Source organism: Mucilaginibacter gotjawali, assembly GCF_002355435.1.
Lineage (GTDB): Bacteria > Bacteroidota > Bacteroidia > Sphingobacteriales > Sphingobacteriaceae > Mucilaginibacter > Mucilaginibacter gotjawali.
In genome coordinates, this window is sequence record NZ_AP017313.1 from 4232077 (window position 1) to 4246605 (window position 14529).

At 38.4% G+C, this 14529-nt stretch carries 12 protein-coding genes; 8 read left to right on the top strand and 4 right to left on the bottom strand.

From position 1 onward, the window contains the following. Positions 1 to 198: 198 nt before the first annotated feature. From MgSA37_RS18685 to MgSA37_RS18715, 7 genes are all read left to right on the top strand, one after another. Positions 199 to 2322, top strand: a complete 2124-nt coding sequence (locus MgSA37_RS18685) for an AAA family ATPase (RefSeq protein ID WP_096354048.1) — start codon at positions 199 to 201, stop codon at positions 2320 to 2322. Further along, entirely contained in the window at positions 2309 to 3370 is a 1062-nt protein-coding gene (locus MgSA37_RS18690; RefSeq protein ID WP_096354049.1) for a hypothetical protein, read from the top strand. The genes MgSA37_RS18685 and MgSA37_RS18690 overlap by 14 nt, the downstream gene beginning before the upstream one ends. A gap of 547 nt (positions 3371 to 3917) precedes the next feature. Next, positions 3918 to 5081, top strand: a complete 1164-nt coding sequence (locus MgSA37_RS18695) for an FxsB family cyclophane-forming radical SAM/SPASM peptide maturase (RefSeq protein ID WP_096354051.1) — start codon at positions 3918 to 3920, stop codon at positions 5079 to 5081. A gap of 10 nt (positions 5082 to 5091) precedes the next feature. Beyond that, on the top strand, positions 5092 to 6351 hold the full coding sequence (locus MgSA37_RS18700) for an aKG-HExxH-type peptide beta-hydroxylase (RefSeq protein WP_096354053.1): 1260 nt from the start codon (positions 5092 to 5094) through the stop codon (positions 6349 to 6351). Further along, entirely contained in the window at positions 6348 to 7178 is an 831-nt protein-coding gene (locus MgSA37_RS18705; RefSeq protein WP_096354054.1) for a hypothetical protein, read from the top strand. The genes MgSA37_RS18700 and MgSA37_RS18705 overlap by 4 nt, the downstream gene beginning before the upstream one ends. Before the next feature lie 136 nt (positions 7179 to 7314). Then, positions 7315 to 8259, top strand: coding sequence for a RelA/SpoT domain-containing protein (locus MgSA37_RS18710; RefSeq protein ID WP_262497484.1), 945 nt, complete (start codon positions 7315 to 7317; stop codon positions 8257 to 8259). Beyond that, the gene (locus MgSA37_RS18715) at positions 8259 to 9131 is read left to right on the top strand and encodes a hypothetical protein (RefSeq protein WP_096354057.1); all 873 of its coding nucleotides are present in this window, start codon (positions 8259 to 8261) and stop codon (positions 9129 to 9131) included. Before MgSA37_RS18710 ends, MgSA37_RS18715 begins: the two co-directional genes overlap by 1 nt. Positions 9132 to 9696: 565 nt before the next feature. On the opposite strand, the gene MgSA37_RS18720 is transcribed toward MgSA37_RS18715, so the two are convergent. The 4 genes from MgSA37_RS18720 to MgSA37_RS29785 all read right to left on the bottom strand — a co-directional run bounded on the left by MgSA37_RS18720 (position 9697) and on the right by MgSA37_RS29785 (position 13898). Further along, positions 9697 to 11865 (bottom strand): hypothetical protein, encoded by a 2169-nt coding sequence (locus tag MgSA37_RS18720; RefSeq protein WP_157750637.1) that lies wholly within the window; start codon positions 11863 to 11865, stop codon positions 9697 to 9699. 80 nt (positions 11866 to 11945) lie between these two features. Continuing rightward, positions 11946 to 12464, bottom strand: a complete 519-nt coding sequence (locus tag MgSA37_RS18725; protein WP_096354061.1) for a C39 family peptidase — start codon at positions 12462 to 12464, stop codon at positions 11946 to 11948. 10 nt (positions 12465 to 12474) lie between these two features. After that, positions 12475 to 13020 carry a hypothetical protein gene (locus tag MgSA37_RS18730; RefSeq protein WP_096354062.1) on the bottom strand — a complete coding sequence of 182 codons (546 nt, stop codon included), beginning with the start codon at positions 13018 to 13020 and terminating at the stop codon, positions 12475 to 12477. Positions 13021 to 13694: 674 nt separating this feature from the next. Beyond that, complete coding sequence (locus tag MgSA37_RS29785; protein WP_394365403.1) at positions 13695 to 13898, bottom strand: sigma factor-like helix-turn-helix DNA-binding protein; 204 nt, start codon at positions 13896 to 13898, stop codon at positions 13695 to 13697. A gap of 205 nt (positions 13899 to 14103) precedes the next feature. Here MgSA37_RS29785 and MgSA37_RS18735 point away from each other — a divergent pair, with 205 nt between their 5' ends. After that, positions 14104 to 14457 (top strand): hypothetical protein, encoded by a 354-nt coding sequence (locus MgSA37_RS18735; RefSeq protein ID WP_096354064.1) that lies wholly within the window; start codon positions 14104 to 14106, stop codon positions 14455 to 14457. The last annotated feature ends 72 nt before the right edge of the window (positions 14458 to 14529 follow it).

Below are 14529 nucleotides of genomic sequence, written 5' to 3' on the forward strand. Positions count from 1 at the left end.
ACCTGGGAAAGGAGATGGGACAATCACCAACCTCATCCAAAACGCTTGTCTGTAAACTTCATTTTTCAGATTATGAAGTTTGTCAGTCTGTTAAATTCATCGATCAGATTAACTTTGAGATCATTTTCTACCCTTGAATTATTTATTAAATAAGAATAAAATTTTGTCGATATTTCGGGATCGAACCAATCATAACATATGCCTGAAACCACTCCTACAAACGATGTTAAGATCATTGCCATAAAGCCCTGCACAGGATGCCATAAAGATTACCTTCGGGTTCTGAAAAAAGACCATCTGTATTACCTCTGCAATGATTACGTTATTGATGAAAAAACAGATGCTATCACTTACACACCCTCGATCTCTGAAAACCTGTTTACGCAGGTCGCAGACGAAGAAAAGATAAAGGTCAGCATATCTGCCATAGCCGGACAAAACGGATCTGGAAAAAGCTCACTTATAGAATTGCTTTTCATGGCGGTAAATAATCTCGCTATTGATAAAGGTTTGAACAAAGATCTGGAGCCGGTTAGACAGATCAACGTGGAGTTATTCTGTCTGATTGGTTTTTACTACAAAATAAGGATCTTCAACCAAAAGATCAGCGTTTTTAAATATAAAGATGATTTTACGTTGAGAAGAACGACTGAAAAGGACTTTAAACTGGATGATTTCTTTTTTACCATAGCGATCAACTATTCTCTTTATGCCCATAACCTGAGCGATATCAGAACAGGTCAGAAAGACTGGCTCTCAGGGCTTTTTCATAAGAATGATGCTTACCAAACTCCGCTGGTCATAAACCCCAAGCGTGACAAGGGAATTATCGACATAAATTCGGAGAACAGCCTGGTCAAGATCCGCCTGATCGCCACGCTGCTTAGGCAGAACAATGATCCGGAATTTAGCTTTAGAAGAACCACGGATAATCTCGTAGCGACCAAACTACAGTTGAGGGTAAACAGGGGTAAGTCAAAGCATTCACTATATGATATTCCAGACCCCAACCGGAAAAACAGAAGATTGGATATCAAGTTAGCAGATCTTCCTAATGTCATTAAAGACAAAGAGGACATCATGAATAGGATCAACAAAAAGTATCCGTTCAATTACAAAGGCAATAAAACCGGCGTAGAATCAGCGGCAACAGATTATTTGATTGGCAAAATGGTCAGTATAGCTGTAACATATGATGAATATAAAGTTGAGAACTATTATTCAATCGAAGAGGGGTGCTTTGATCTAAGCAAGATCGATAAATACATTTCACAACTGCTTGATGATCCCAGCCATATCGTTTTTAAATTCCGGCAGACGCTTAACTTTATGCGCTATCCCAATTTAAAATGGGAAGCTGCCAATTTGGGGCTTAATGATCTGTCAGCACGATTAAATAAGATAATCAGCGAAGAAAAGGATATTAAGCTGCGGATTGAGGACCTTGTACCGCCACCGATATTCTTCATGGATATTCTGCTTGCCCCCATCGCCGATACAGATAAGATCCTTCCGGACGAGGAACTTATCGAGTTCCGGACGTTGAGCTCCGGGGAAAAGCAAATGGTATACTCGATCAGCTCAGTACTATATCACTTAATCAACCTGGATTCGGTCCGTAAAAAGGATGAAAGCTCAAAAGCCAAATACAAATTCGTTAACATCATTCTTGAGGAGGTAGAACTGTATTTCCACCCCGAAATGCAGCGCTGTTTTATCAGGAACCTACTTGATAGCATTCGAAATGTTCGCTTGAAAACAATCAAGGGCATCAATATCTGCTTTGTCACCCATTCACCATTCATTCTTTCTGATATACCCGATGCCAATGTTATGTTCCTTAAAGTGATCGACCAGGTATCTATACAGGTAAACCGCGAAGAGAAAACCTTTGGTGCTAACATCCATGACCTACTGGCGGACGGATTTTTCATGGAAAATGGATTTTGCGGAGCCTATGCTGTCAGGAAAATCACTGAAACAATCAACTTTCTGGAATACCACCAAACGCAGAAGGAGTTGCGGGATGACGACAGGCTGAGGGAGAGTGCAGTTGATAAGGCGCTACCGCAAGTATTACTCACCAGGGCAGAAAGAGAAAGGAAACAGCAACAGATGAATGAGCTGGAGAAGCTATTTACCGAGAATGACAAGATGGAACATCAGAAGCTGATTAAGTCTATCGGCGAGCCAGTGCTCTCCATTAAGCTGCTTGAAATGTATGATCAGGTATTCAATACCAGCCGTAAGGAATTTCTGGAAGACCAGATTGCCCGGCTGAACGAGGAACTTTCTAATATCAATAAGCATGCTGTTTCTTGACGATTCGACTACCGTTATTATAGCGGCTAAGGCCGCGCATGAGTCTGCTGTACGTTGTCTGCTCGGCAAAAAGCTTCGGGGAACTACTTGTGGGACTGCGGGATGTGCGGTCTGTGCAGAGAATATCCAGCAAGTTGTAACTCCTGCCGGAACAGCATTAGCCGCACTGATGACCGCCCCCAGGCTTTCGACCGTCATCTCCGGCGAGCCTAAAGATCTGTTCATCCTCAGTAACTATTTATGGGCACAGTTGGTGCCAGGATTCAGCTGGAAAGATTTCAAGGATTTCCGTAAGGCCGCAAGAAAAAAAGCGGGAACGCGTGATGCTGCGGAAATCCTGTTGGTCACAAGATTTGAAGGTGTATACAAGGCTTTCAAATCCGTGTTCGACTATACCGTTTGGTTCAGCAACAGTGCTGATAAGTTACGTTATGACGCCTATCAGCTCGCTGCCAACCTCGGGCGTAATACCTGCACTTATTGCAACCGGATATATACGCACACCATGAAGGGGAAGGGAAACAACAAGATCATGCGGCCGCAGTTCGATCATTGGTTCTCCAAAAGTAAGCACCCGGCGCTAGCTCTTTCATTCTATAATTTGATTCCCTGCTGCTCAGTTTGCAACAGTTCCATCAAGGGATCGCTTGATTTTGATCTGAGCACGCATGTACATCCCTATGTAGATAAGGATTGTCTGGACAGATTTGCTTACAGCTATCATTATACAAGATCTACTCAATCCTATGCGATTAATATTAATCCGGCATTTAATGACAAAAAGATTTTCCGGACTTACAGCGATTTTAAGCTAAAGGAAGTATTTAACTCTCATCATGCAGAACTGGCTGATCTCATCAGGATAAAGGAAGCTTATTCTAAAAAATATATTGAAAGACTTATGGGGGCCTTTCCCGGAGCAAAGCTAGCCTACAAGGAAGTTTACCGCCTGGCTTTTGGGGTAGAATATGATGAAAGTGACTTCTATAAAAAGCCGCTAAGCAAATTTAAAAAGGATATCTTAAGGGAGCTTAAGCTTATTAAATAAACACATTAAAAAGATAATTAAGTAGATGGAAGATTCTGAAAGCACTGAGATATTTATTGAAACAAACGGGCAGGGAAAATTTGTGCTGACCGGGGGGGCGGTCATCGTATGAGGAACTGATATCTGATTTCAGCAATGCTTCATTTATCAGGATCAGCCCAAAACGTTAATAATTAAATCAAAGTAGAGCTCAAATTAATTATCTGTCGTGAAGTATTTTTTTTATTCAAAAAACAATTTATATTTATATCTCAAACATCCTAAATTTATACACCAATGAATAATCAGACCCAAACCACTTTAAACAGCGAAATTGTCTCTGTTCAAAATGCATCAAATTCATCTTTGAAATCTGAAGTTGCCGGTAATCCAGTTATCGAAAGGGCGCTTCGGAGATTAAGGGAAAGCCAAACTAATGATAACCATATGAGTCATTATACTAAACATTCAAGCCATGCGGTAAAGCATAGCAGCTCTTGGTAGTATTTTCCCGACTATTTAATAACAGGGGATAGTATTAAGTTATTCCTTTAATTGTCTATGATGTATGCAGACTTCACTTCGATGGACACCTGATGATTATGATATTATATTGGCTTCAAAGTTTAAAAGACCAATTTATATGTTTATCATCAAAGTTGCTTCTCGATGTAATCTTGATTGTTCATACTGTTACGTTTATCAAAGCCCTGATAAATCCTGGCAAACAAAACCCAAGTTTCTTTCAATTGAAACTATTGAACAAATTGCTTATCGAATTCATGACCACGTATTTGAACACAATTTAGCTGATGTCAGCATTGTGTTTCATGGCGGAGAACCATTACTGGCCGGAGTGGAAAGGTTTAAAAATTATGTCCAAACTCTTACAGCAGTAATAAAATGCCCAATCCAATTCGGAATACAAACAAACGCAATTCTACTTGATATACCCATGATCGACTTTTTCTACGAGTATAATTTTCGTATCGGGATAAGTTTAGACGGCAATAAGGAATACAATGACCGGCACCGCATTTATCCTAATAAAAGCGGGTCTTATGATGATACGATTAATGGAATAAAGCTGTTACAATCCTATCCTGACTACAAAAAGATATTTGGAGGCGTTTTGATTGTCGTTCATGTTGAAAACGAGCCTTTGGAAATTTTAAAGACCTTAGAAGAATTGGGAATTGGCGGTGCGAACTTACTCCTTCCCGATTCTAATTATGAGTCTCCCCCGTTTAGAACAAATGACGATCCCTTAATTTATGGGAAATGGCTTTATAAATTTTTTAAACATTGGTTTGATAACTATTCACATATAGAAGTTCCTTATTTTGAAGAAATAATCAATTTAATGTTAGGCGGAGTATCTTCTTCGGAAGAAATAGGTGCGAAGTCTGTGGATTTTGTTGTTATTGACACAAACGGGGATATTGAGGCTGTCGATACGCTTAAAATGGTGGGCAGTGAAGCGACATCCTTAAATTTGAATGTTGGCCAAAATTCTCTTAACGAAGCCTTGGAGCACCCGGCTATTTATTCGAGAATGTCTGGCTATCATGCTCTATGCGAAAAATGCCGCAATTGCGAGTATCTCAATAATTGTGGCGGTGGATATATACCGCATAGATACAGCGAAGAGAAAGGATTTATTAACCCTTCTGTTTATTGCGACGATTTAAAATATCTATTTGCTAACATGTATTCTCATATTTTCCAATAGAGTTTAAGAAATGTTCAATCAAATTGAGAATATCGGTCAAAAATGGGTTAATGAACAATTATCGTTGTTGAATGACACTCAATTACTTCTTCAGGACATTGATATGAACCTTGGAAAGCACCTTCAAAATTTTATTGATTGCCTTTCTTCTTTAAATAAAAACGATAGGGACTCATTCTGTAAAGACCATGTTTTTCACAACTGGCTAAACAAGATAAAAACCGAGATATTGGGTGCTTATGAAATTCCAGATTTTCAAATAAATTCTGAACTGTTGTCGGATATTCTTAGCCTATTACATTTTGCCCTGGCAGTATTAACCGAGTCTGAATTGACCTTTAGTGTAAACAGATCGGTTACTACAAGGTTCTTACTTCCTGTTTCCGGTCTTTTTTTTGATTTTAATTCAATTAGTATCACACAAGAAAAACTTTTTTGTCTCTATTTTCCGAAATCAAAATCTATTTTGATTAACAATAAGGAGCATAAATTATCTAATTATCAAAGCTTTGAATCTATAAAAATTGCAGACAGCAATTTTGCCTTTTTTGCGGACCCAACAGAGGACGAATACACAATTGAATTTGACAACGAGATTGATTTGCCAAAGTGGATTTCCACCCTTAATAAGGCAATGGATATACTAAAAACCGACTACTCTTCCTATCAATTGGTAACGAACTTCACTTCTTACTTGGTTCCACTTAAACAAATGGAAATAGTCAAAAATTTAAGCTTTAGTGTGCGGAATTTACCAAATGTAATATTTAAGAACAACGAATTAACGCCCTATTTAATAGCTGAAACTTTAGTTCATGAATCAGACCATCAGCTTTTTTACTCTATAGAAAAGTTTGAAAGTTTTTGGTTGTCAGACGTCAAATTACAAAAGCCGATTTTTTTTTCCCCTTGGCGTGATGATCCGCGGCCTCTTGACGGGATATTAAGGGGGCTAAGTTCCTTTGCACGAGTTTCGAAATATTATTCAACAGTATTAAAGACATTTGATTTTATGCAGGAAGAAATTGAATTAGTCGGCGCAATGCTGTTAACAAGATTAAGGCAGTCTGAAACAGCTTTAAATACAATATTCCAGTCGTGTGAATTATCTTCTTTTGGGAAGCAATACTTATATGAAATTAAAGAGACATTAGATAATGTAAATGCGGTCACTAAAAATTTCCACCAATACAATCGTTGGAATGGTATCGCAGTAAATTCTATGGAAATCCATAGAAGAAATTGGGAGTTAATCAATACGCAGAAATGACGCACACATCTTTTAATAACGTACTTTTAGGTGACAAAGTTGAATTGTTTGACCAGCTATGTTGTATCAATAATAACACCCCACTAATAATTTCAGAAATTTTCGAAGAAATAAGAAACTATGATTCGTCAATGTTTTCTTTTTGGGAGGAGGCTGGTTTACAGTCTAAAATAATTACCTATTTATTGCACTATACAATTCCATTTTATGAACTATTAGAATCCGAAGGAAAAAACAATGTGGGTTTATTGACCACACAATTATTAAGCTGTTTAGCCTGGAGGACTTTTGATAATTGTATTGACGGGCATGAATCAAATAAAGTAGCTCATTTAAATTCCATTCAAACCTGTATGCATTTAATCGATTATGCTCAGTTTAAAAATTTGAATAGTACAATTAGCCAAGTCAAAGGCCACTACAATGTGATGTTAGAGCAAGCAATTCAGGAGGCAATTAATCCAATCGAACTTGACCACATATGGAAACGCTGTTCAATATTTCTATATGCGCCAGAAACGTTTGCCACGTTAAACGAAACTAATATTACTACCTATAAAAATTTTATAAATTATACGGGGTTGGCCCACGATTTAACTGATTTAGTCAGCGATATTTCAGGCGGTGCAATTTCACTGCCTATTTTTTGGATGCGTGAAGCAAATGAGTATAATTGGATTAATGTGAAAGTAATGAAATCAGTTTATCAGAAGGCAAGGGATTCCGTAAAACACGTTGAAGATTACTTTAGACAAAATGATATTGAACATAAATTCCCTATGTTAAATCATTTATTAAAACAGTCATCGTCAATTCTTAACAGTTAATAATTTTATCAAAAATGATAACTCTTGATGATTTTGATGCCAATTTCGAGGAATTCAGTAGTGTGTTGGAAGCCCATGCATCGTTTCTGAAGGATGTAAAAATACTTTAGAATTACTGTGTGATGCTAATCCTGAGATCTTTAGAAGGCCTCCAGATGCAAGGCCAAAAAAGGTTGGTAGTATTATTAGAAAACTAAATACAGATAACATTTCGAAAGATAGGCTTTTTGAAGGTTTATGCAATATCGAAGATATTGCTGGAGCAAGATTAACTATTGCAACCCAAGACCAATATTGTCTTGCGGAAGAATTGATAAAAAAATCACTCACTACAATAGGTGAGATAGAGCTAAAAAAAAGATGGCGTAAGGATGAACATGCAAATGGATACTGTGCCGATCATTATATTATTAAAAAACACAGCAATAGGGCAATTAAATGTGAGATACAAGTAAGGACCCTTACACACGATCTGTGGGCTGTTTTCACGCATTACGAATCTTATAAATCGAATGAAAGAGTGGAGAATAGTCGTGCAGACGAAATAAAAAATTATTCGAGATTAATGGATGTATCTGACTATTATGCGAAATTAATAAAAGATAGAAAAATCCAGGAAGCCAATGAATTTCATAAAAAAAATTCCCCCGTTGATTCACACAACAATATCTTAACGGTCGACGAGTTACAGGAAATTTTATTTGAGGAAGAGGCAACAATCAGCAAAAGTAAAATTGACGTAATAAAACTATGTGATCTACTTAGAGGGCTTTCTACTTATCAAATATTTACCTTAAATGATTTAAAAGAAACATTAGGAAATGCCCCTTTTAAATCGGCTTTGTTGGAGATAATTAGCGAGGTTAATAAAGAAAAAGGGACAGAGCATAAAATGGATATTTTAGATGCATTTCCTATTATTTTTAAATGCAGGAATACGAATAAAACAGAATTCAGAAATGGAGATATAACCCGAAGCATGAGAATTATAATTAAAGGGTACGTTTCGGCTTGGAAATTGGAAATGGAAATTAACGATAGAATTGATAATATAACTTTTGAAAGAGATGATAGCGAATAATGCACCATTCACAAAAAAAATATTTAGAAGTCCTTTCTGAATCGCATCCTTTAAATACATTCAGAGAGCTTTGTGATTGTATAGAGTCTAATAAATTGATGCGACTTGAACTATTCCTCGCTGATATTCCAAAGTTTTCTGAATTTACAAAGAAATTCGATTTGGACTTTGCTATTAGCGACAAAAGTTTCCAGGTTTTTGCTGATGAAGGTTTGGAGAACTGGTCCAGTTCTATTGCCTACTGTTCAGATGCTGAAAAAACAGCCATGCGTTTTGTGTATGTTCATAAAAGCAAAGCCGTTTGTGAAACTGCTAAAAAATTTGACGCGTCTGATAATGACGTAAATATTGGTTTATGTCTAAGTTATCCAAAATGTTGTATTGAAGCTTATAGAGATTGGCAAATAACCAACGAAGAAATTGATCCAATTTCCATTATTGTTGATTCATTTCCTTTCTTGGGCCAGGTGAACACATATGACTTTCCTAATCCATTCAGCCGCTATTTTAGTGCCGGTTTATTTAGCCATTTTCCATGTTCACTTGCATGTCTTGAAACAACGAAGATTGCAAAACAATCATTACAGAATTTACAGTTTCATTTTCCTTCTGTCGCTGAAAAAATATTAAAAATGGAAAACTCACTTGTCATTTTTCAAAAAGGAAGAGGTATTTGCCTCTGGCAGAAATTTGATTTAAATGACAACAGCATAAATTTAGATAAAGATAGCTTTCAAGGACAAGGGCAACTAAAACTAATTTTTGAAAATGTCGATAAATTTGAAATTTTCGGCAAACTATTGACGTTATTTCCAGAATCATTGGGCGTTTTTAAAGCAAATAGCTGTTTTGTAGGAATATTTAAATTGTGATTACTGATTTTTAAATGGCAAGACTATTCTCACCGTGGCATTAGGCCAACATCCCGCTCAATTACTATGCTTGTTATATTCTTCGATGGGTACTCTAAAAACCTTATCTTGGCGAAACTGGATATTCCGGAAGCTTTGACCAGCCTATTACGTAGGGGATAGACCATTGGGTTGTGTTTGTAATAACAGAAAACTAAATTGACGATCAAAGCATTAATATGGTCAAAGTGTCCCGGAATGAACTGAACTTAATTTCAGAATAGGGTGATCAATAGACCCGGAATTTCCACGTATACACCTAAAATGACAGCCTGGGGTTTCAGCATGTCGACACTGCAAATGCCGAATTGGGCGTAAAAGCAGAAAGTGCAAAAAAGTCCGGTTAGGTACAGGATGGCCCCGTTTTTAATGAGGGCAGCATCATCTGCAGGTAGTAAAAATATTTTGAGAAAATCGGGTTTCCATATTAAAACAAACTAATCAAAACTGCATTCATTATTGCAAGCGAATTAATACTGTATCCTCGCGCCATGATATTATTATCAGGCCCAAACCAAATCTCCTACTATTTACGGCTCACATTGAAGTTAATAAAAGGAATGTCTACCGCAATAAACAGGTTAAACCGACTATTGAATAAGCCCAGCACCGACTGCCCGTTTTGATCTACGCTTTTTAGTTTGGGTCCCCATTGATAATTTGCCCCAAATGACAACGGTATGTTATATTTTGCAATGATCGGAAAACCATAGATCACACCAATTGAAGGTGACAGAATTTGCCCGAGTTTTATTTCGGATTGAACGGTCTTATCGGAATTGACCTGGTAAGTAAAAATTGCGCCAATATCGATGATGCCGCCGTAGAGGGACATTGAGCCAATTTTGCCCGGCAAGGCGAAATTCGCGCTGATGCCAATTGGGGCGGTAACGATAGTTTCTTTCTCTGGTAAATTATTGGCTGCAAAATTGTGATTTCTCGCACTCGCGATGCCGACATACGAATTGATACCCCACGAAAAAATGTGTTCCTTTTTTATCCGGGAGCTTCCAACCGGCAGCGCGAATGCATCAATCGCTTTCTTGACATCACTACCCGATTGAGCTTCCGCTACAGTAGAAATGAATACCGCATATTTCAGGTACTCGTCACGGATACTGGTTAGGATAGCAAGTTCTTTGTTTAGTGCTTTCAATGCGGCAACAGAAGGAGCCGGATTAGCAGCAATTTTGGCTTTGACCGCATCAATTTCATTCTTGATTACTGTTCTGATCAATGTGTCAGCGGCAAAAATGGCCGATGTATATTCCTTTTGTTCGATATGATAAACAACGGAGTCCGCCTGAAAGAGGTATGGAATATAATCATCCTTGATTTTTTTAAGGATAGCCAGCTCTGGTTTGACTTTATCCGATGGTAAAATTTCTAAACATACGGTTGACAGGTCGACTATCTGTTTAAATATATCCGTTCCGATATTCAATTTTGTGGCCAGCGTCGTGTTTGCTGCCGTTAATTTGGCAACTTTTGTAGCAACTTGTTTATAGGTCGAGGAAAAGTTATAAATGACATATTGGGCACTATTGATGTCAGTCACATTAGCATTAAGCTGCGCGAAAATATCTGTGCCTCCGATATAGATTCCGTAAGTTTCTTGGGTAAGAAGGCCCATGAAAAGGTTAAAGATTTTTTTATTTTGGCCTAATGCGCTGATCTGTGAAACACCTACCCATTTATAGCTCGTTGGGGCCTGATCTCCAACCTTAATATCGATAAAGGAGTTGGATAAAATTGCAGCCAGTTTGATGGACGAGATATAATCATTGTCCTTAGGGTTGTTCACCTGTGGTAATTGAATATAAGGAGCGTTACCAAGCTGATACAGGATGTCTTCGACACTTTTAGACTGCCGGATCATTGAAACCACGTCACAGGTAACAAACAATAAAGCAAGTGCAGGTTTGTCATTAATCAGCTCTTGATATTTTTGTAGCGAAGCTAAGCCGCTGGCATTTGACATAACATTCTTGATATCGGTCTGATAAGCTGATTTGATAGCATTCAGAGACTGTTGATAACTGGTAACCTTGATTTTGTTAAGACTGGCGATGGTATTTGGGAAAAGAATTTTGAGTTCAGGATATTTATTGAGAAAATTCTGGAAGTGAACAAAAAATGCTTCATTGATCTCTTCATTTACGCGATCAATATAAAAACTGGCAAGTCCTTCAGCAATATTATTTAATGAAACGGGGCTGCCTCCCCCCACTGTCGGTGTCGTGGAAGCCCCTGTAACATCCGCAAGAGTTAAAGTAGCGGCGGGATAATCATAATCGCCGGCCGCCGAAAAAAGTGTAGGGAGGAAATTATTGTTCTTGTATATCGCGGCAACATCGGCATAATTAACAGCCGGTTTCGTAACGGCTAATTTGGCGAGTCCGGCTCTATCTGCCAATCCTACGTGTCTTGCCAGGATTTCGCTGATGAAAGTACTGTTCTCCGCTTGGTTAAACTTATGATTGTTAAGCGTAGCTATAAGGTTGTTAGCCGGGCACGCATCCATCAGGATTTTTCCCGTGGTCGATTCAATTACCGTGTATTGAACCGATCCATCGTCGCCTACTCCATTATTTATGGGGAATGCATTATAGTGATGTAATGCATAAAATAGTATCTCTGCATCGTAATACGTCGATTGCTGAAGATCTGCGGATTTTGCCGAAGGCTGCGCCATAGCCGATCCAAACAATAAAAAAAAAATAAAAGTGGCCGGTGAAAAACGGATCAGGTAAAGTGTTTTCATGATTGCTTAAATTATGGTATTGGTGAGTTTTGAGGTGGTTTTGTAAAATAGCTCCTTGTCCATATCCCTTCCCGGTATCCTTCGGCGAATACGCTGAAATCCTGCGAGCAAACACCGGCCTCTTTATCAGGGTCGCCAATTACTACCTTTGGACCTGTATAGCCAAAAATCGTAATGAAATGAGACCGCTCAAACGCTGGCCAGAAAATTTGACAGCACACCGGCCGGCCGGCATCAATTTCTTGACAGATAGTGTCAAATTTAAGCTTCCCTTCAAACGTATGCGACCAGTTCTTTGATCGCATCAGTGCTTTTTGCAGATCAAAGTCCTGATGGCATACAGCTGGTGCGGCATCAGGATCACTCGAAGCGACAATCGAACAGCTTTGGTCGATCAGCTGAGAAGCCAAAAAAGCCTGCGTGGGGCCACTTGACGGACTGTATTTTAGTGCTACGCTTGAAGCCACTGCTGCCCAGCACCACTCGTCCAGGATTTGTTTTTGCGTTTTATAATTGAGAATTACTGACATACTGCAAAGTTTATTTTTTTAGGATATGAGCCGGGATAGTAGTTGGCGGCGGAGCGTCAATCGTAGTTAAATCGTGTAACGGGATATCTTTGTTGCTATCGTTATTCGTGGTGGCTATATTTGATGAAGTACTGGTGATATTCCGATTTTCACTAAAAGACTGCACAGTTTTTGCCCCGAGTGCCGCTGCAATTACATATGCCCATGTGCTGTCGAGTTGGAAGTCTTTAAGCGAAGGACAAGTCCAGCTTATTTTAACAACAAGAAAAACAAATACAGCCACAATCATAAAGACGGCCATCCTCATGCTGGATGTTGTTCCGTCACGTTTCGATTTGAGTAAGTCCGGAAAGAAAAAAGCCATCCCAAGCATGGCGAGTAAAAATCCAATGGACATCACGGAGCTGACCGCCTTTTGATCAGCGCACCCATTTTCCCAGATTTCATAAATCCCGCAGCCGAGAATAGTAATGATCCCGAGAGCAACGATCACAGCTCCGAAAATTTGACCGATTGAAAAATCCTGTTGCTGATGTAATATCTTTCTGTTAGACATAATATTGTGATAAGTGTATTTTTATTGATTTAGGTACTTTTTAAATATTCTTACAGGTATTGTTGATACCTGAATGAAAACGTCGGCATTGAGCTGGAATAAGTTCAATTGCCGCCGTTCAATGCAGTTTTTTTGCTGCAATCCGTTTTCTTAAAGTAATCGTTCAGTATATGCTAATGCAACTTTTGAAAAGTTTTTCATGACGATACGGTTAGGTTATTATTCTGTCAATTATCAAAAATAAATAAAAGACCAACACATTGTATATATTTTTTTTATTTTTTATAATGCAATAAGTTTTTCCTTACAGGCAAAATTATATACTTTAACTACCAGTAACCCGCTCATTTTCTGTAAAATTGAATAACTAGATCGCGATCCCTTACCACATATTTGACTGTTTCGGTGTGGCATTTCATCTTTCCGTTTTTAGCCAAAAAACTAAATCCAGTTACCAACCTATAATAGACACCATTAATTCCGATTTCGTCTTACATTTTTAAAGACTTGATATGATTATACATCGTCTTTTAAAGTAATAAGGCAGCAGGAACGAACTTATTTCCAGCGCGGACTTTGATTTTTTCATTGAAATTGATGACCACTTAATGTTCAAAAAACGCTCCCGATCAGAGAAGAAACGTATATATGAAAGAAGATTAAATGCTAATCCTTCAAAAACAAAGTTGAACATACACAGATTCTATTATAACCTGCCGCCGATCATCCTCAGACAGTCCCAGCTCCTGCGCTATATCTTTATGGCTCATGTATTTTTTGCGGCTCATTTCAAACATCTCGCGCATGCCTTTAGGCATCAATGAGATCTCGTTATCAATAATTGACTGGACCTCTTTTTCACAAGTAACTCGAACGATCTGGTCGTCTTCCTTGCAAAAGGTTTAAGCGCTGAAAAATTGATAAGTGTCAATAGTCATTATTTAAGGATTTTATCTACGAAACGGTGCTAAAAAAATATGTGATCAGCATCCCCAAAATTAAACGCTATGCCCGGCGCGGGAATCAGTTGCAGAAAATTGAGGAATTACTAGTCCTTGCTGAAACGCACATTAATAAAAACCAATGATAGGTAAAGATTCATTCACATTAGCGTGGCTACAGCAACTAAGGACAAAGGTAGGCCGCCGCACCGACCCGAAATTACTCGAGAAAGTGAACCAGTTTTCCCGAAAATGTACAAGATATAAACAGGGGCAAGTGCCTACGGTACCTTACTGGTTGATCATTGTTTGTGGCGGTAAAGTGAGCGGTGGATTGAGGCAAAAGGCCAGATCTTATGGTTTATCCAACGGCATCAGCGGGGGTTCGTTATGGAGCGGCTCCGAACTGGAAGAAAAGATAAGGAAACAAGCCCCGGAAATCCTGCAACGTTTTTTTGAAGGCCAGCCATTCCCGGAGACCGGGAAGATATTTTAGCTTTGACTATATGTCGTTGTTCTGCGATCAACCGGACCTTTTTGCGAATAAATCCCCGAAACCAAAGTTACT